We start from the raw sequence: 19031 nt of genomic DNA on the forward strand, positions 1-19031 counted from the left end.
GTTTCATTCCCTCCAGCCGCATAACTGCGGTCGTTCTTCTTCTATTATTATATTGATAATTATTCTCAACGTAAAGGATTGGGAGCGAACTTAAAAAATCCTATCTACTTAATGCTATCGAGAAATGTGAACAACTTATGAAACATGGCAGGCGCTCCTTTCCCAAGCCAAATCAGATGTCCCCATGAATCCAGCTCGCAAAGCTCCGCGTTTGGAATATGCCGATGAGCGTGGCGGGCATGCTCCACAGATACAGTCGCATCGTGAATGCTATGCATAATCAGAGTAGGGCACTGAATGGCAGACAAGACGGAAGTCAAATCATGTCCGGTCAAAGCTAAATCGATAAGAAAGCCATGCCCGGATCGCTGGCGGTTCAACATATTCTTGAACTGCCTTCGATCTTCGCCACTGATTTGCGGCAAGACCTGCTCCGGTTGCAATTGGCTGAAAGAAGCGATCATGCTTTTGAACAGCAAGCTTGGTACTAGTTTATTCATGAGCCTCATGAGCGCCCAAAGATATTTCTCATTAGAGGGCCGGAACATAGTTTGAGCGGATTTGTACAATTTGTCCTCGGGGGTCAACCATCTATGGGACACAGCCGATTGTAGAGTAAGGCTTTTGACTCGTTGCGGATAACGGGAGGCAAAATGAATGCCGCTAGGACCGCCGGCCGATATGGCAATGATATGAATCTGGGGGAGGCGCAAATTATCCAGTAATTCCACATACGCTTCGCATGCAGTGATAACATCTTCTCCCAGCTCCTTAGACGTATTGCCATAACCCGGCCTAGATGGGGTAATAATAGCATAGCCGTTCTCTAGAAGTTCCCGGTATCCAAGCTCCTCATTGCAGCTGGAATGCCCCCCATGCATGATCAGGACCGGTTCTCCCTGTCCGACGCTCGAATACTCCACAGTAAATCCGTCTTTGGTTGTGTATCGATGAGTTTTTCTATCCATTTTCTCTCCCCCAAAAATGAAATTAAGTTCATTATTAAAGCTAAAAAAAGCCCCGATAACATCGGGTTAAAGAAAGGCCTGCAGTCCTTGATACCAAAATGAAACATACTGGCTAACCATGCGCTTACAATCTTCTGTTTCTGGATGGCGCCGGATAATTTCGAAGTATCCTTGCATAAATGACACCGAAATCGGCCAGGCTGCCTGCTCGGTGAACGCTTCCTGTCCTTGTCTGCCGTTGTAGCGCTCCAAATGATGGGCAACATTATCCGCCATCAACTTATGCAGCTTCAGAACCGCGTCTTCATGCTTCGTTCCTTTACTGCTGTCGATTAGAATCAAGAGCGGTATGCGTAACTTCTCCGTAATGTCCGTCATCGCGCCAACGATGAGTTCGAAAATATGCGCTTCGCTAGGCGGCTGGCTGCCGTGAGTGCTAATCACCTTCTCTAACTCCTGGAATACCGGATTAACAACCGAGTCGAACAAGGCTTCCTTCCCCGCGTAATACCGATACAAGTTGCCAACCGAAACGCCAACCTTCTTGGCAATGTGGAGTACGGAAGCGGCAGCATATCCATGCTGCATAAATTCATCCTCTGCAGCTCGGAGAATCGCTTGTCGCAATTCCTCTTTCAAAACCTGAACCATAAGTGAACATCCTTTCACTTTTGAAGTATACAGGATTCACGAGTCGTTTACAAGTGGTGCTATGTTCTCAATCCTTAATACAAAACATCATTATGACTTTAAATTTATCAAATTCATTGCTATGATGAATTATCGCAATCTAAATCTTTACCTATACAAGGGAGTAATACACAGAGTGAAACAACTAAATAATACCTTGGCAGGTTTGAGAGGCTTTTTGGCCCTTTCTGTCGTTATCTACCATATATACGGTTCTGCTGTTTTAGAAAAGTATATTACGGGTTTTTCCGAGGACAATATCTTGTACGCGATCAATTATGCGGGACCAATATCCGTAAATCTTTTTTTTGTTATCAGTGGTTACTTAATTTTGAAAAGCTTAACCACAAAAAGCTCGATATGGCAGTTCTTTGTTGATCGAATCTTACGTATTTATCCCGTCTTCTTAACCATTCATATCCTTGTATTCTCCATTGGCCCAGTTATTGGATATAAATGGATGGATAAAATTGCTATCACTCCGTACATAGTCCATTTTCTCACGAATTTATTATTGCTTCCAGGCATGTTCAATTTCCCAATTGCCCAGATTGTCGCTTGGTCATTGAGCTATGAGGCCATATTCTATCTAATAGCAGGAAGCCTGTTCTTTGTATGGCATAAATCAATCATAAATAGCTATTTGAAGTATACTTTTTTGATATTAACAACTGTTATTTGTATTCTTATTTTCTATTTCCGTCCATCTGCACTGTTCTTTCTTGTAGGCGTTATTGTTTTTTTATATGAATCAACAATGAAGCGATGGTTCAAACCTCATAAAATTTTCTATTTAAGTGGAATCATTGCCTTTTGTCTCTTATATCTATCATACGATTTGCAAATATTCTCTACAGCGGCAAGTCTAGTGTTAGCTCTTCTGTTGTTCATAACGATAATTGCCGAATATGGTCTACTTTCTACCATTTTACGACTCCGTCTCATTCGCTATTTAGGAAGAATCAGTTACAGCTTGTACATGTGGCACACGATGGTCATGTTCCCGTTGAAAAAGCTAATGGGTAAAATTAGCCTGTATATTTCCAACCCCTCTATACTATTGCTGATTTATGCTTTTATAACTATCACCTTATCTATCATCGTTTCCCATCTATCCTATACTTATATTGAAATAAAGCTGGCGAATAGATTGAGAGCTCTATGGTACAGGGACAAAAGAGTGAAAACCGCTTCTCTACATACAAAATACCCTTCCTGAGAACAGGAAGGGTATTTTATTCTTCATTCTTATAGATATATGTTATCACATGCTGCTCTCTCGAATCTTACGATTAACAGCTCTTTCTATAATGAGCTTAACTTTTTTGAAATTCTCGACGTCTTTTTCGGTTTCCGTCATTTCTTTTTTAAACTCGTAGTCGATGCAGCTTAGATTTTTAATATACCGTACGGCTTCTTCAAACTCATCATAGGTTAAAGGATTATTGATATAATAACTGGTATAACGGCGCGCCTCTAGAAGTTGCTTATATTGCAAGCTGCTCTTATTGATTGTGTTCCAAGTAATCGATTGAATCAAATAGCTAGCTTGAGGTCTAAGGTTGCTAGATGGAATATGCATGACATCACTTTCACTTCCATCATTATTACTCGTTGTAATCGTATAAAAGTTCAGACAATTATAGTTATTATGCCTCTCCTCTGAACTCTTAATCTTCGAATAAAGAATTCTCGACGTCGAGTAGTTGCTGATTTCATCACTCAGCAGATCCAAGTCCCCATTCATTTCATACAGCTCATTATCGGTCATGTAAATATACTGAATTCGAAAGGAAGCGAACACTTCATGATCACCGAATTTCTTCGAAGTGTTATTTCGATTGGGTGCAGAAATGAAATGCAGTGCAACAAGTTCCGACTCGTCAACCCCTAGCTGTGTCCTGCAAAATTTCACGCCATGGTAGTGCATGGCCTGCTCCACTATACTGGAAGCCTGCTCATAAGAAAGTTCTATCGCATTGTATTCACCCAATTCCCCTTCATGCTTCGCAAGATCGGAGTGATAGGCTGCCAGCTTCCGTTCGTGCTCTTGTATGAATTTCTCTGTCATCTTCCCATTCAAACGGGTAAAAAAAGCATCCACTTTTTTCTTCCATACGAAGTAGGCAACCAGCATAAGAATGACGGCGCTCCAAAGAAGAATAGCAATTACATCAGAAATGCTGCTAGTGATCTTGAATCCCCAGATGATGACACCCATGACAAGAGCCAGGCTCATCCAACATCTCACCGGTTTCTTCGCTAAATGATCAAAGAAGCGGTTTTTCTTAACCACAGGTTCCATCTGGTTGAAGACAGGAACATTGGTTGTCAAACTATTCCTAAGATAGGAAAGCTTGTCCGTTATAGACAGATCGTCGAATGAAACATCGGCTAAATGTTTTAATGTACTCATAGAATCTCCTTTCGTCTAAATGGCTAGCACAGAATCAAAGTAACTTCTATCACTTTCATCTAACTTTACAATTTTTAAAATTTGATGGATCTCTTCCACGTCAAGTTGAAAATTATTCGCTTTCTCAAGCAACAGCTTGCTGCTGCCTCCCTGATGCATATTGAAAAGGTAGTACTCATAATAGTCTCGCTTAATTACAGCTTGCATAATATAATACAAGCCTGTTCCACTGGATAAGACTTGCGCGCTGTTTAAATAGGACTCTACCTTACGAACTTTGTCCATGTGGAGCACACGCGGTTTTTTCCCTTCCAACATGGCAAGAGCCATATAATAAAAGACATTTGGATCTGTACAATTATTTTCAGCCAGCTTCTTCAGAATATCGAATGAAAACTCATAATTCTGCGCATCGATATGACACATGGCCAGGGAGACTGCAATGGGAATATTGCCTTTGTTATCCTCTAATTTTTCTTTATAGGAGGTGATGTAATTATACTTTGTTTGGCTATCCATCTTCGCCAAAGCAGCCAAATTCTTGGGGATATATGCCGTACCACAAAATTCACAAACCTGATTGATGTCTATCGGCAGGTTTGCCCCACAATTAGGACATGTATGTACAATAATCTTCGCCATAGGTAACCTCCTACTGAATACTAACTTTATCCAATGCCAAAATTTCGTTTAAAATGCGAGACGTTTTCTGATAGATTTCATTGACGTTCTCTTGTTCGAGGTGATCTTGACCTTGTAAAACTTTAAGCCGATCTCTCAATTCGTCGCAGGAGAAAACAACATCCCATTCTGCCTCAGGCTTACTACTGCGCCCAAATACACCCAGCGCCCTTGATTTAATCGTTAATTTATCATATAAAACCTTAGTTTTGCTGAAATCAAGGCTCTGATACTGCTCAGCCAATTGGTTGTAAGATACAATGATATGGGATAACGTTGTCGCAACATCTCGGGTATTCGCCTTTTGTAACTGTTCATTATCCAATTCATTTTTAGAATGATCACCTATGTATAGAATTGAAGCGTAAGCTATAACATACAGGGCAACACCCAACAACGCTAATACACTATACGTCGCACTTATTTTTAAATGAGTCGTTTCTATATTTACGGGTAATTTGCGCACGAAGTGATCCAGAACATTACTTAAAGCGAATCTTGCATATATCCCTATTAAGATCAATTCAATGACAGCAAACAACTGCGTTGTTGTTACAAGCGCTAGTTTATATGGCAACCTCATGGATGAGGTGCTTCTCGCTATAAAGGCTTGATAGAAACTGAATACTTCGGCGGCGCCAATGACAATAACAACAAGCATAATGAGGTAGGAAGCAAACGAATTTAATGCCAACCCTACGACAATAATAAGGAAAAACACGAGTAATAATACACAGGCCGCAATAACGCTTGCCAGTATCTTAAAATACCTATCCTTACTCAACTCCAACCACTCCTTATACTAAAGATGTGCCGCATTCAGGGCAAAACCTCGAACCGGCCGTCAGTTCATGGTTACAACTTGGGCAGGAAATGATCCCGATAGCGGTTCCGCATTCTGAACAAAATTTAGCATTTTCCTTGTTCTCCGCGTTACATTTGTAGCAGGGTTTGGTCGATTGCATTTTTTGTCCGCATTCCCCACAAAATTTGGCGTCAGGTGAGTTAGCCGAACTGCAATGTTTGCAAGGAACATTCGCCTCTGGTGTTGGCACAGGCTGCCTTATCGTATTATTCGATATATTGGAAATTGCGCCTCCAAGTTGGCCCATCATTCCAAATCCTAAACCCAGTCCGATACCCGCATTAGCCATTCCTGAGGTACCCTCATTTTTCGAGAAATTACCCATAATTTCAAATTGTTTTTGCGTGGCATATCTAGCATCACCTAGAATATCAAACTCGGCTTTACGCTGGAGAATGCCATTAATAACTTCCATATCTTCATCTGGGAAATTAATAGAATTGACAAAAAAGTTAACTAATTCTATCCCGAACGTTAAGAAACTATCCTTCATATCATCCATACAAAGCTGCGCGATTTCTCTTTGTTTGGTACGGATATCTAGGACTGATACTTTTTTATCAATGATATATTGCGCTAGAATCGTATCAACGCTATTAAGGACAATCCCCTTGAAATTAGGCAGCAAGTTTTGAACTGTGATGGTCGTCCCACCCTTTTGCGTGCCTATAATTTGGGTTAGAAATATACTATAGTCATTCACTCTCATGGTGTACTGTCCATTAGCTCTTGCATTAATTCTTACTTGGTAAACCGGATCTATGATCTGAATTGGTGACTCCGTTCCCCACTTTAAATTCATATTCAATGTTGTATTTACATAATAGATTTCCGCCGTAAAAGGAGTTTCATTACCAAATGGCAAATTTATCAGTCGGTTTAGCAAGGGGATGTTCCCCGTTGATAGGGTATGAGTACCGGGTCCAAATAAATCCAGCGCTCTTCCCTCTTTGACGAATATAGCAAGCTGGCCTTCACCGACGACAAGCTGCGCACCCAGGGTTAAATCTTCACTAGGATATTTGTAAACCAACCAATTCCCGTCTGCAGCCCCATCATATTTAATTCTATCAATTAATGCCAAGCTAACCACCCCAATAATCAGCAAAATTTAACAAAAAGCAACAAATTTATACTATCATAATAACTACTAAAGTACCAGATTATAACAATAGATATCCATAGTCGCGCCCTGCATTCTACAAGAAAAAGCCGCGCAGCAAGATGCAGCCGCCTCGGCAATAAAATTCGCTAACCTAATTCTCACTATTTAGCTTCTTATAAAGATTTGCCAGCTGTGCCCGCTCCTGTTCGGTTAACTTTTGGAATAGATTTGTACGCAGCCTTTGCCCCTCAAGTGATGCGCTTTTAAGGACCTCGACACCTTTGTCGGTAATGCCCAAATAAATAATTCGGCGATCAGACTCCTCCGCCATTCTGACGGCTAAGTTCTTCGCGACAAGTTTTTCCGATAAATAACTGAGCGTTGGAGGGGTAAGTCCTAATGTTTTGGCAATGTCCGAAGGTCGGCTCTTTCCATTATGATTCAGATGGCTGAGCACGAGAATATGAGAAATACCGAGGTCCTCACTGAATGTTTTGTTCCACTGGATAATCATTTGGTTGGTGAATTTATCCATGTTGTGTATGAGTTCAAAAAGGGTTTGCTCTTCCATAAATTCCTCCTGGGTAAAATAAACGATAGCCCTTAATTTTAAATTAAGGGCTACCATCATCTTACACGTTATTGGGCTGAGTATCCACCATCGATGACTAATTCTGACCCCGTAATATACGAAGAATCATCAGATGCCAGGAATAGCGCGGCTTGGGCAATATCGATAGCTTGGCCTAGACGCTGTAGAGGTGTTGCTTGGATTAAGCGGTCCACCAGGTCCTTGGAGGTATTCAAAGCTTGCGTCATTGGCGTTTCAATGATCCCAGGGAATAGAGCGTTTACCCGAATGCCTTGACGGCCAAAGGTTGTGGCAGCGGCTTTAGATAATGCGCGCACCGCGCCCTTAGATGCCGAGTAGTGATTAAAGCCTTGGCCGATCAAGGCCGTGTACGAAGAAATATTGATGATCGAGCCTTTCTTTTGGGCTGCCATATAAGGAGCGACATGCTTCATCCCGGCGAATGGGCCGAAGCCATTAATGGCGAGCATTTTCTGCCAATCCTCAACATTGATCTGCTCATACGGCTTTTCGGAAGAGATGCCTGCATTGTTGACAAGAATATCTATTTTACCAAAACGATCATGCACTTCCTTGGCCAGTGCCTGCCAATCCTCATCCGAGGCAACATTCAATTTCATTCCATAAACATTCTGTTTCTGACTTACTTTCTCAAGCGCTGCTTCATTAATGTCTGCGGCAATCACGATAGCGCCTTCTTGTGCAAACAGCTCACCCATGCTTTCGCCAATACCCGAAGCCCCGCCAGTAATGATGGCTACTTTATTGTCTAATCTTCCCATACAATATGCTCCTCTCTTATTTTGATACTCGTAATAGAAAAATATGCCGTCCAATACTTCTATATATAAATATTAGACATCTAAATACTTGATGCCTAAATAATATCAAAGTATGTATGCCAGTGCAATGGAGAAATTTGGATAGCGTGTATGGCTGATAGATGAATAATCACTCGATTTATTCGCAGCAAACCATGTATCAAGCCGATCCTGCTTTCATACAATTACTGAGTCGCACGCAGCAACAATTGTTTGACGTAGGCAGCCAATGCTCGAACCACCCTGTTTTACAATTTGCTTGTTATTTCGCTGTTGTAGACTTACCTTCCATTCGGAAGAAGGCATCCTGCCATCGCTAGAGAATGCCTTTTCCCATAGAAAAAAACTATACCATGACATAGTATTTATGTATTTCTCGATGGCAAGCCCTCTACCCTATAATTAGATCAAAATGAAGCGTAGGGAGCTGTTAGCATTGAAAACATCCATTATTGGCTATCCAAGGGTCGGAACATTACGGGAGCTTAAATTCGCATCCGAGAAATACTTTAAGGGCGAGATTGCGATTAATGAGCTGCACCAAACAGGCGCCAACCTCCGAGCGGCACACTGGAAGATCCAACAAGAGAACGGTATCGATTTTATTCCTTCTAATGATTTTTCCTTCTATGACAGTTTGCTTGATACAGCTTGTTTGTTAAATATCATTCCAGATCGTTATCAAGCCCTTGGTCTCAACCCGTTAGAAACGTATTTTGCTATGGCTAGAGGCTATCAAGGCGAACAAGGCGACGTTAAAGCATTAGCGATGAAAAAATGGTTTAACACGAATTATCACTATATGGTTCCTGAAATTGATGATTCTACTACCATTCGATTAGCAGGAACGAAGCTGTTCGATGAGTTCTTAGAGGCTAAACAACAGAATGTTGTAACGAAACCGGTTCTGATTGGGCCCTTTACTTTACTCAAGCTTGCCAAATATAAGGGTGCCAAACAAAGCGCTGACTTCGTCGGTCAAGCTGCTGAGGCGTACGCGGTTATACTTAAACAATTGAATGAGTTAGGCGCAGAGTGGATTCAACTGGACGAGCCTGGATTGGTAACGGATTTATCCCAAGAGGATATCGCGTTATTCTCTAAACTTTATACTCAAATTCTATCCTCTAAAGGGAATGTAAAAGTTCTCCTTCAAACGTACTTTGGTGATATTCGCGACTGCTATCCAACGCTTCAAGCCCTTCCGTTCGACGGGATCGGCCTTGATTTCGTTGAAGGTACACAATCTTTAGCACTCGTACAGCAATATGGATTTTCGGACGATAAAGTACTGTTTGCTGGCCTAGTGAACGGTAAAAACATTTGGAAAAATCAATACAAACGCACACTTGGACTTATTCATGAATTAAAAGTGCATGTAAAGAACGTTGTGCTCAGCTCCTCCTGCTCGCTGCTGCACGTGCCTTACACCTTACAGCATGAAACGAAATTAGCGAATGAGTCTAAACGCTACTTGGCATTCGCAGAGGAGAAGCTTCAAGAATTCGCACAACTCAAAGCGATTGGAGCTCAAGCAGATCCTTATTCTACTGCACTATATTTGCAAAATGAGGAGCTGTTCAACAGCGCCCGGTTTACGAATAATGAGGCAGTACAAGCAAAGGTAGCAGCATTAACAGAGGCTGACTTTACAAGATTGCCTGCCTTCAATGAACGAGAAGCTATTCAGAAATCCAAATTCCAATTGCCGCTGCTGCCGACTACAACCATTGGATCGTTCCCACAGACAGCCGAAGTTCGAGCAAATCGCTTTTCCTTTAAGAATGGCACCATAACCGAGGAGCAGTACAAGCAGTTTAACTTTGAGAAAATTGCGGCGTGCATCGCGCTCCAAGAAGAGATTGGCCTTGATGTTCTCGTTCATGGCGAATTTGAACGCAATGATATGGTTGAATACTTTGGTGAGAGCTTGGATGGATTTATGTTCACAGAAAAAGCGTGGGTACAATCCTATGGAACAAGATGCGTGAAGCCGCCGATTGTATGGGGAGACATTTCCCGTTCCAAACCTATGACTGTCGAATATTCAGCATATGCCAAAAGCCTGACCAGCAAACCCATTAAAGGGATGCTAACAGGCCCGGTAACGATTCTGAACTGGTCCTTCCCCCGTGAAGATATTAGCCTGAAGGATAGTGCCTTCCAGATTGCTCTGGCCATTCGGGACGAAGTATTGGATCTAGAAGCGAATCAAATTGAAATCATCCAAATCGATGAAGCTGCATTAAGAGAGAAGCTGCCACTAAGGAAATCGGATTGGCAGAGCGAATATCTGAGCTGGGCAATACCTTCTTTCCGATTGGTGCATAGCGGTGTCCAGGCCGAAACCCAAATTCATACGCACATGTGCTATAGCCAATTCAGCGATATTATTCGCGATATTGATGCCATGGATGCCGATGTCATTACGTTTGAAGCCTCCAGATCCGACCTTGCCATTATTGATGTGATCAATCAATGCGGGTTCCAAACAGAAGTCGGTCCAGGGGTATACGATATCCATTCCCCGCGTATTCCGAGTGTGGAGGAAATCAAGCTGGGACTGCATCGCATGTTGGAGAAAATCGATATTGCGAAGTTGTGGGTCAATCCCGATTGCGGACTTAAAACGCGCGGCGAAAAAGAGACTTGGGCTAGTCTAAAACAGTTGGTTCAAGCTACGAAAGAAGTCAGAGAAACGCTGTAACAACGAACAGCAAGAGGAGGAACTCATTTGAGCTCCTCCTCTTGGCTTATAATCGTATAACCAAAATCTGAAATTACACTCTTCAGCTTGCGAACATAGTCGGCAGCAAGCAGGCTCAAATTGACTTTTTTATTCGTAATATATCCAATCTGCATATTCTCATCCGTACGCAAGCGGACTGATTTAATCTGCTCCCCATTCAAGTCCGAATTCAGCACACCGGAGCTGATCGTATAACCATTCAACCCAATGAGGAGATTGAATAATGTTGCGCGATCACTGACCAATATTTTCTTCTTATACGTTCTTGTGCTTAAGATTTCCTCTGAAAAGTAGAAAGAATTGTACTCTCCTTGCTCGAAGGCCAGACACGGGAATTCATCTAAGTCCTCAATGTCCAGAATCGACTTAGCAGCGAGTGGATGCTCAGAGCTAATAAAGACATGCGGTTCAGCGACAAAGAGCGGGTGGAATTGAAGGTCATTTTCTTTCAGCATTTTCTGTATAACCTTCTGGTTGAAGTCATTGAGATAAAGAATACCAAGTTCGCTGCGCATATTGCGCACGTCTTCGATAATTTCATGTGTCCTCGTCTCGCGCAGCGTACACTCATACTCGTTCGTATTCAAGTCTTTCAATAGACTGACAAAAGCTTGCACCGAAAAAGCATAATGCTGCGTGGATATAGAACATAGCTTTTTAGACGGTTTTTTATTCATATATCTTTGCTCAAGAAGTTCTGCTTGTTCTACTACTTGCCGGGCATAAGATAAAAATTCAGCCCCTTCATTTGACAGCGCAATCCCCTTAGATGAACGCAGGAAAATTTCAATGCCAATTTCCTGCTCCATTTCTTTTACTGCGCTAGATAGGCTTGGCTGCGATATGAAAAGCTGCTTAGCAGCCTCACTTATAGAACCGCAATTTACGATCGTTAAAATATATTTTAATTGCTGCAGTGTCATAATAATCAGTCCTTAGGAAAAATTACTTATGCCGCTTAAATCTACAAACTCCAAATTTCATTTTGAAAAGCAATCTTTGCTCTTTCCATCTTTGCTTTGTCTCTTTGGTCCTGATGTGCAAAACACCACATCGCATATGCTTCTTTTCGTGATAAACCAATTAATTATCCTAACTTTCACAAAAAATACTACAGACACCCAACTAGGGCTGTAACTATTCCACTTGTAATTTCCTCTGTCCTTCTGTCGGTAAAAATATTTTGAAACTAGTGCCTTCTTCGTGATTACTCTCTACCTCAATTAGGCCATCCAACAAATCAACCATTCGTTTCACTGTCGGCAATCCAAGTCCATTTCCATTTGATTTTGTTGTGAAAAACGAACTGAAAAGGTCCGGCATCCTCTCTTTCGGAATTCCTTTTCCATTATCAGTAATTCGCAAAAGTAATTGATCATCATCTAAAGATACATTAATTTGTACTCTACCTTCTTCGGGAGATACGCTCTCGATTGCATTTTTTGTAAGATTCAAGATAATGGAATGTATCATCGCTGAATCTGATACAATCTCGTCGTTATATAAATTCACAGCGAATTTAACTATACATTTTTGATTAGCAATCCCTTTTATTTTGCGTGAAAGTTCACCCATAAACTCCAATAGATTAATATTATGGAAATTGGGTTCACGCTTTGCAAAGAGCGATGCCAAACTTTCGGCAGTTTTTGTAAGATTATCACGTCTTGTCACGAACTCGATACTGTAATCTTCGTTCCCACTAGGTTGGGTGGGAAGCAATTTTTTCAGAAGAATCAGTGCATTTTTTAGATCATGAATGATCCCACCTAATGGACCTAATTCCTGAATAGCATTTAGTTGTGTCCGATGAGCCCACGAGAAAATGCTCTCTACTATCATATCCTCGTCCGAAATTGCTTGCCCCTCAAAAAGCCCGCTTAGGAAATCAATCCTGATACTACCCTTTTCACTTGTTACTTCTGCAAATGAAAGAGCAGCAAGTTGTATGAGGCCTGATATGTCTGAATAAAAGGATTCATTAATTAAGTCCCCATCAAACTGGAATTCTATTCTGTGAACTCTGGAACTCAAACGAGAAGCATGAACTTTTAATTGCAACTCCATTAATTTGTTCAACCGACGTTCTTTTATTTTGGCTAAAAGGCTATATAGAAGCCAATCTAAGAATGCTTTATTACCATATATCTCCCCAACATCACCCTCAATTCTCTTCATCGCAACAAGTTGTCGTGGCATTAAAGGCCATATCTCTTCTAAAACTAATTTTAGTGATACTGGTTTGAATGATTCCTTGTCAATCAATCTGAATACTTGAAGTGTGTCGACTATTCCGCTCAAAAATGGATTAATATCTTTTTGAGGGGTATAAGGTGTTACCTGCTTTAACCACAAGAGAAGATCCACAAGATACTCAGATAATAGGAATGCATTGGTGTATTTCAATCGATAGAATGATTGAAATCTGGAGAGAACTCTCTCCATTTTTGCTGCGTAAGCTGTGCCAGCCAATGCAGACAGGAAGGACACCGTCACTGATAATTCCTTATAGGCTTGAACCCATTTGTCCGAAAGCATAGTTTCTATACCAAGCGAACCACACTGTTGTAAAAACCAACGAAGCTTTGCGGGAGTTATATTTATATTATTCAATATTTGATCAAAATAACTAAGAAGCATCGGTTTATACTGCTTCTGCAAATCGCTAAGTCCCTGTGTAATTGTTACAGCTTGTTTAATATCTCTTAATGCACTATAGGCTGAATTATGTGAAGCATCCTTAATATTAGGACCCGATCCAGTCCAAGGATACTGTATCTCATTAGGGCCTGATATATGACAGGTGACGAGAAAGCTCGGCTCATGTGCTTTACCACTTTGTTTGTGATTGTAGGATACACTCCACTTAGATCCAAAACTCTGAACCATCTCCTGTAGACGGGTTTTGGGATCAAATTCATCATATTGGAACTCAACAAAAATCTGAGACATATGGTCTTGCAGTAATTCTATCAAAGTGTCATAAGGATCGTCCGCCCTACACTCTCTTTGAGTCAAAAATATGGAGGCTATTAATGCTTGAACGATGTCCGCTCTGATAGCATCAGTGATTCCTGTTTGATGTTGACCTTTTCCCATAATTGTATAAGGGACAAGTCCCCAAGTGTTATATAGCCTACCAATGCTACCTTCCTGCATTAATGATGCTCTAATTTTTATATAAGTACTAAGTTTTCTATCGAAATTTAGAAAATAAAATCTTTCATAGCTCCACTTAGTAAAGAAGAAAGACAGTACATAGCTTCCCAAATATGCCAGTGTCCCATACTCAAGAGGCACCGCGTGACGATTTTCATTTAAATACGAACGATGTGTCAGACTTTGATGCAAATACAATGGTCCTGCTTTTATCACCATACTAAGAGGCTGAAGCTGCTCTAATCGACTCTTCGGAATAATAAGATCAGGTAAGTTGTCTTTTACTATTTTAATATCCTTTAAAGAAGTACATTCTAACCAGATATTGCGTGGAATGTAATGCTGAAAGTACGCTTTAGCAGCCTCGTTCTCAGCCTTTTTCTTACTAGAACCAACACCGGTTTCTGTAAGTCCAGCTACGGTGACAACGCAGTGAAACACCTGTTGATGGGAAACTCCAGATGTATTTACCTCGTACTTTATTTGATTCGGAGTTCTTTGAGACCAATTTTGTAACGCTGATTTCCAGTCTGTGATTGGATCTAAAATTACATCATTAATTATTTGTTGAAGTAAAGGAAATACAAATTCCACACATTTTTCATACGAGTGTTCAAGATACATTGCGCCAATAACCGGATAAAAAATAGCATCATCTTTGATGTCTTCTAGTGGCTGCCCTTTACCTGTGCGAAAAAAGTCTCTCATACCATAATTGGACACGATCTTTCCATATAGGTTACGAGCTTTGATGACTGTCATCAGATGCGACAAAGCCCCTTCGTTCCCCCTCATCTTTGTGAAAGAAAACTCTGCAATTATTAAGTGGGTCAATTCTTTTCCTAAATCGATTAGTCTTTCATTTTCGTGCATGGCTTCCCGATGGTGTTCATTTAAGTAGCTTGAGTGGGTAAAGGCTAGTTCAAATAACTTCTTATCCTTTATAGTTAACCCACTTCGAACCTCAAATTCCTGTAGATCTCTATCCAAGGGTATCACCTCACTTTAACGGAAATATTCAAAATAAGAAAATGGTGACACAGAACTCCCTATACCTAAAACCTCAGAACGTAGTTGCTCAAACGAACGGCGATTAATAAACTTGGTATGTGCCGCTTCATTTCTCTGATATTTGCTACGCAAATTTTCAAGAAACTCGCCTATTTTTTGAATATCAGCATTGGATAATCCTTTATCCTGACAAAAGTTTTTAGCAGTTACATGCCTAAATAAGTAAGAGAGTTGCCCTATAGTCAGTTTTTCCGTAACCTCTGTCAAAGGAACCATGCGAGAATTTAGGAGCCGTATGTTCGGCCCCATACTTCTTCTACTAACAAGCCATTGTTTCATACTTATCACAAAAAGGCGATTAAATTCATGCTCAAAAGCCTTTGCGAAAGGAATAACAGCTGAAGAAAAATCAAAGTGAATATCATGAGAATGAACGTGGTATATGTGTTCTCCGCTTGCCAGAAACTTATGAGTCGTGTCATCTAAATACATCCATGTAGTACCAATCGCAAGTTGCAATGATGCAAAGTATGTTGTTACCTCAATAGCCGTTCTTTCTTGAATGTCTGCTTGCTCTAGTAGAATCTCTTCAATTACTGGTATAAGATCATCTTCTAAGCAAGCCTTTTCAACATAATTCCTAGCCCCGGCTTTCATGGCTTCGACCGCTTTAGAAATGGTTCCACGTTCTGAAAGGATGATTATCGGAACACGGCGAGTTTGCTTTTGTAATTGTTCTACTAACCACAAACCTCCCCATTCACTAGGAGGCATCTGCATATCTGAAACGATCAACGATATGTCGGGCGTCTGGCGAACAATTTGTATTGCTTTCGCACCGTCATGTGCAGTTAACACACGGTAACCTGAGTCTTCCAAATGATATTTAACATATTCTAACGCCTCCATATCATCATCCACAAACAGAATGGTATGTTCCATAGTTCTTCCCCCAATATGCGGTATCTACTTGTAAATTTTCTTTCAGCAAGAAATTAGATATTTTTTGAAAAAGCATACACCGTGTCTATTCTATATTATTCTCTTGATTCCTGTAACAAAATTACTGATTTTTTCTTTAATAATTATATGACGATTAGTCCCTATACCATAATAAATAAAATCCACATCTAGTAAACTAAGAAAAGAGTTGGTTGAAAGGATGATGCAAATGGCATGGTTTAGTTTAGTCAGAAATAATAACAGAATTTGTAAGGGGCATCAACTTGATGACCATGAAAGGGGGTGCATTACACCCTCATTATCCGTACGAATACGGTGTACGAAATGAGGTTTACTCTGCTGATTCATCGCTTACGTTTATGAAAAATCTTCAGCGGTTGTCTACGATGTGTACCACAATCAAGTAGGGCTAAGCCTGCAGGAGTTCATCTTTCCCACATGAGCTCCATGACGAACTGAAACGAATTCGATGCTTGGCTTGCGGAGCAACCAAAAAGATAAGCCCCTATTCCACGGAATAGAGGCTTATCTTTTCACATTCAAATGGAGCGAGTAACTGATGACTCAACAATCCCTGCAAATTGAACTATTGCCAAATACTTCTCCTTTCAAGAGAGCACCAGCCAAACGCTTTGACATTGCCAGCCTGAAGGCCATCCGAGTGCCCACCACCCCGTACCTGGATATCCTTGCATCCATATAGGCTGATCTTAGCGAAGACGACTCGGACCGCAATCTCTGGATTCGTCCACTTGCGCTTTTGGCTTACTTTAATATTGTCCTTTAATCACAAAAAACGAGCCCCGAATTGTTCCAGCTAGTTTGGACTTCTGCCTAGCAAACTTAAACTTCCCTTCCAACTCCTTTGGAATCTCCATCCCCTCAGAAAGCTTAAAACCAACAGCCCGCTTCTTAGGGTCATCAACCGTATACATGACATTAATCCCGAGACCATCCTCATAGAAAACATAGGTAAATTGAATATTTTCCACTTGAAAACGCGATGTTTCTAACGGTTTGGCCGCAAACGCAATATCACGTTCTTTCAAAATTTGGTTTACATAATCAAGATTCTCCTGACTTTCGCTAGCGGGTATAACCGTAAATTCATGTTTGTATTTGTTCATAAAGTAACGGGCTTCATTAGCACGTAAACCAGCAAGCGCTTCTACCACAGGTGAAGACTCTAAGCCTATCGTAGACACATTTTTAAAATCAACGATATACGCCATTTCCATCCCTCGTTTTCTCTTACTATTTTCTAAAAATAGGAAATTAATCTTCTTGATCTACCAAATATTATACCAAAAATGATTCAAATATAAACGTTCGCGTCTAATTTATACCAATGGATGTGGTATATACAGTTCTTCTAAACTCTTGATTTCTTCAGGTGTTAATTTGACCGACAATGCCGAAACCGAATCTTCGAGATGGCTGATTTTGGTCGACCCGATTATAGGGGCCGTGACTTCTTCTTTTTGCAGCAACCATGCAAGAGCAACATGTGCGCGTGGAATTCCTCGGTTTGCGGCAACTTCCGCAACTCTTTCCGCTACTTTGCGATCAGCCTCTTCCGTTTTAATAAACAATGCCTTTGCTACCTGGTCATTCTCGGATCGCGAGGTCTGCTCATTCCAATCCCGGGTTAACCGACCTGCAGCCAAAGGTAGGTAAGGCGTGACGCCAACTCCCTCGTCTTTGCAAAGGGGGAGCATTTCTCTTTCTTCTTCCCGATAGAGCAAATTCAATCTATTTTCCATGGAAACGAATCGTGTCCAACCATTACGTTCTGCGACGTGCTGAGCTTTCGCAAACTGCCATGCCAGCATGGAGGATGCCCCGATGTATCTGACCTTGCCTACCTTAACTAAATCGTGAAGAGACTCCATTGTCTCCTCGATTGGCGTATTAGGATCCCAACGATGGATCTGGTACAAGTCAACGTAGTCTGTCCCAAGCCGTCTTAGACTATTATCAATTTCGTTCATGATGGCTTTGCGGGAAAGACCTAACGTATTCGGGCCTTTGCGCATTGGAACAAATACCTTTGTACTGATGACGACTTCGTCTCGACGAGAAAAATCCTTTAAAGCACGCCCGAGAATTTCTTCACTTGTTCCGTCGGAATACATATTAGCACTGCTAAAAAAGTTGAAGCCCAATTCGAGTGCCTTTTTAATAATCGGTCTGCTTTGCTCTTCATTCAGCGACCATGGGGTATTGCCGCGATCAGGTACTCCAAAGCTCATGGTTCCAAGGCTTAACTTTGAAACCTCTAATCCGCTACGTCCAAGTTTTACATATTCCACTTTATAACACGCTCCTTAAGTATATTTGGAAGGTATTCCCACCTTCAGGTTGTCTGAGGTTGACATGTCAACCTAAAATTCATAGGATCCCCCTTAGGTTGACACATCAACCTGTAAGCACTTTAACACCTTGCGGTTGACATGTCAACCATGATATTATACTTTTATGGAGATAAACGAACTGAACGATGAGGAAATGCAAATATGGAATATGTGGAAAGGCTCCTTTAATCGAATCTTCGGTCGCGTTGTGAAAGAGATGTCTGAACACACAGGCCTATCAGAGGGGGATTTTGGAGTATTAGATCGGTTAGTCCAATTCGGGGGCGGTAAACTTCGGCAACAGGAATTAGCCGACTCGATGGACTGGGATAAGAGTAGATTATCCCATCATTTAACGCGGATGGAGAAACGGGGTCTTATTCGGAGGAAACCATTAGACGCTGATCGCGGCGTTCAGGTCATCATTACTTCTGTCGGACAATCAACTTTGGATCAGGCCCTTCCTGTCGTCTCAAAGGCAATTCGCAAGCATTTTCTGGATCAATTAACCGATCAAGACATTGAGTCGATTGCGAAGCTTGCGGAAAGAACGAAAAAACGATCTTAGCCTCCGGTAGAGACCTGTTGCTTTGATCGTTTTTTTGAATAAAGGCCACTCTGGTAGAAGGATGGCCTTGGATTGGTTTTGTTACGCCA

General features: G+C 41.2%; 16 protein-coding genes. 3 read left to right on the top strand and 13 right to left on the bottom strand.

Annotated elements, in window-relative coordinates:
* Window positions 1–104 precede the first annotated feature (104 nt).
* Both LOZ80_RS31015 and LOZ80_RS31020 read right to left on the bottom strand, forming a co-directional pair.
* The gene (locus LOZ80_RS31015) at window positions 105–968 is read right to left on the bottom strand and encodes an alpha/beta fold hydrolase (protein WP_238168212.1); all 864 of its coding nucleotides are present in this window, start codon (window positions 966–968) and stop codon (window positions 105–107) included.
* A 66-nt stretch (window positions 969–1034) separates the two neighbouring features.
* Window positions 1035–1619: a TetR/AcrR family transcriptional regulator gene (locus tag LOZ80_RS31020; RefSeq protein ID WP_238168213.1), complete on the bottom strand. Its 585-nt coding sequence runs from the start codon at window positions 1617–1619 to the stop codon at window positions 1035–1037.
* A gap of 175 nt (window positions 1620–1794) precedes the next feature.
* On the opposite strand from LOZ80_RS31020, the gene LOZ80_RS31025 reads away from it, so the two are divergent.
* The gene (locus LOZ80_RS31025; protein WP_238168214.1) at window positions 1795–2877 is read left to right on the top strand and encodes an acyltransferase family protein; all 1083 of its coding nucleotides are present in this window, start codon (window positions 1795–1797) and stop codon (window positions 2875–2877) included.
* 45 nt (window positions 2878–2922) lie between these two features.
* Here LOZ80_RS31025 and LOZ80_RS31030 read toward each other — a convergent pair whose 3' ends face one another.
* The 6 genes from LOZ80_RS31030 to LOZ80_RS31055 form a co-directional block, all read right to left on the bottom strand.
* A complete protein-coding gene (locus LOZ80_RS31030) occupies window positions 2923–4074 on the bottom strand; it encodes a magnesium transporter (RefSeq protein ID WP_238168215.1) in 1152 nt (383 codons plus the stop codon).
* Between the two features lie 15 nt (window positions 4075–4089).
* Window positions 4090–4716: a hypothetical protein gene (locus LOZ80_RS31035; protein ID WP_238168216.1), complete on the bottom strand. Its 627-nt coding sequence runs from the start codon at window positions 4714–4716 to the stop codon at window positions 4090–4092.
* 10 nt (window positions 4717–4726) lie between these two features.
* A complete protein-coding gene (locus LOZ80_RS31040) occupies window positions 4727–5539 on the bottom strand; it encodes a hypothetical protein (RefSeq protein ID WP_238168217.1) in 813 nt (270 codons plus the stop codon).
* Window positions 5540–5552: 13 nt separating this feature from the next.
* Window positions 5553–6704, bottom strand: coding sequence for an SPFH domain-containing protein (locus tag LOZ80_RS31045; RefSeq protein WP_238168218.1), 1152 nt, complete (start codon window positions 6702–6704; stop codon window positions 5553–5555).
* 172 nt (window positions 6705–6876) lie between these two features.
* On the bottom strand, window positions 6877–7296 hold the full coding sequence (locus LOZ80_RS31050; protein ID WP_238168219.1) for a MarR family winged helix-turn-helix transcriptional regulator: 420 nt from the start codon (window positions 7294–7296) through the stop codon (window positions 6877–6879).
* A 68-nt stretch (window positions 7297–7364) separates the two neighbouring features.
* Entirely contained in the window at window positions 7365–8099 is a 735-nt protein-coding gene (locus LOZ80_RS31055) for an SDR family NAD(P)-dependent oxidoreductase (protein ID WP_238168220.1), read from the bottom strand.
* A 475-nt stretch (window positions 8100–8574) separates the two neighbouring features.
* Between LOZ80_RS31055 and metE the strand changes: the two genes are divergently transcribed.
* The gene (gene metE / locus LOZ80_RS31060) at window positions 8575–10845 is read left to right on the top strand and encodes a 5-methyltetrahydropteroyltriglutamate--homocysteine S-methyltransferase (RefSeq protein ID WP_238168221.1); all 2271 of its coding nucleotides are present in this window, start codon (window positions 8575–8577) and stop codon (window positions 10843–10845) included.
* A 23-nt stretch (window positions 10846–10868) separates the two neighbouring features.
* Here the strand turns inward: metE and LOZ80_RS31065 are convergent, their stop codons facing one another.
* The 5 genes from LOZ80_RS31065 to LOZ80_RS31085 form a co-directional block, all read right to left on the bottom strand.
* On the bottom strand, window positions 10869–11810 hold the full coding sequence (locus LOZ80_RS31065) for a LysR family transcriptional regulator (protein ID WP_189013603.1): 942 nt from the start codon (window positions 11808–11810) through the stop codon (window positions 10869–10871).
* 214 nt (window positions 11811–12024) lie between these two features.
* Window positions 12025–15036 carry an ATP-binding protein gene (locus LOZ80_RS31070; protein WP_238168222.1) on the bottom strand — a complete coding sequence of 1004 codons (3012 nt, stop codon included), beginning with the start codon at window positions 15034–15036 and terminating at the stop codon, window positions 12025–12027.
* 15 nt (window positions 15037–15051) lie between these two features.
* Window positions 15052–15999 (bottom strand): response regulator, encoded by a 948-nt coding sequence (locus tag LOZ80_RS31075; RefSeq protein WP_238168223.1) that lies wholly within the window; start codon window positions 15997–15999, stop codon window positions 15052–15054.
* Window positions 16000–16790: 791 nt separating this feature from the next.
* Entirely contained in the window at window positions 16791–17252 is a 462-nt protein-coding gene (locus LOZ80_RS31080; protein ID WP_238168224.1) for a DUF8821 family protein, read from the bottom strand.
* A gap of 108 nt (window positions 17253–17360) precedes the next feature.
* A complete protein-coding gene (locus LOZ80_RS31085) occupies window positions 17361–18332 on the bottom strand; it encodes an aldo/keto reductase (RefSeq protein WP_238168225.1) in 972 nt (323 codons plus the stop codon).
* A 166-nt stretch (window positions 18333–18498) separates the two neighbouring features.
* On the opposite strand from LOZ80_RS31085, the gene LOZ80_RS31090 reads away from it, so the two are divergent.
* Window positions 18499–18942 carry a MarR family winged helix-turn-helix transcriptional regulator gene (locus tag LOZ80_RS31090; RefSeq protein ID WP_238168226.1) on the top strand — a complete coding sequence of 148 codons (444 nt, stop codon included), beginning with the start codon at window positions 18499–18501 and terminating at the stop codon, window positions 18940–18942.
* Window positions 18943–19031 lie beyond the last annotated feature (89 nt).

The sequence above is a fragment of the Paenibacillus sp. HWE-109 genome, assembly GCF_022163125.1.
Taxonomy (GTDB): Bacteria; Bacillota; Bacilli; order Paenibacillales; family NBRC-103111; genus Paenibacillus_E.

Excerpts from the sequence above, each read along its gene's own strand:
- LOZ80_RS31015 (WP_238168212.1), bottom strand. The coding sequence starts at position 968 with ATGGATAGAAAAACTCATCGATACACAACCAAAGACGGATTTACTGTG.
- LOZ80_RS31020 (WP_238168213.1), bottom strand. The coding sequence starts at position 1,619 with ATGGTTCAGGTTTTGAAAGAGGAATTGCGACAAGCGATTCTCCGAGCT.
- LOZ80_RS31030 (WP_238168215.1), bottom strand. The coding sequence starts at position 4,074 with ATGAGTACATTAAAACATTTAGCCGATGTTTCATTCGACGATCTGTCT.
- LOZ80_RS31035 (WP_238168216.1), bottom strand. The coding sequence starts at position 4,716 with ATGGCGAAGATTATTGTACATACATGTCCTAATTGTGGGGCAAACCTG.
- LOZ80_RS31050 (WP_238168219.1), bottom strand. The coding sequence starts at position 7,296 with ATGGAAGAGCAAACCCTTTTTGAACTCATACACAACATGGATAAATTC.
- LOZ80_RS31055 (WP_238168220.1), bottom strand. The coding sequence starts at position 8,099 with ATGGGAAGATTAGACAATAAAGTAGCCATCATTACTGGCGGGGCTTCG.
- LOZ80_RS31065 (WP_189013603.1), bottom strand. The coding sequence starts at position 11,810 with ATGACACTGCAGCAATTAAAATATATTTTAACGATCGTAAATTGCGGT.
- LOZ80_RS31075 (WP_238168223.1), bottom strand. The coding sequence starts at position 15,999 with ATGGAACATACCATTCTGTTTGTGGATGATGATATGGAGGCGTTAGAA.
- LOZ80_RS31080 (WP_238168224.1), bottom strand. The coding sequence starts at position 17,252 with ATGGCGTATATCGTTGATTTTAAAAATGTGTCTACGATAGGCTTAGAG.
- LOZ80_RS31090 (WP_238168226.1), top strand. The coding sequence starts at position 18,499 with ATGGAGATAAACGAACTGAACGATGAGGAAATGCAAATATGGAATATG.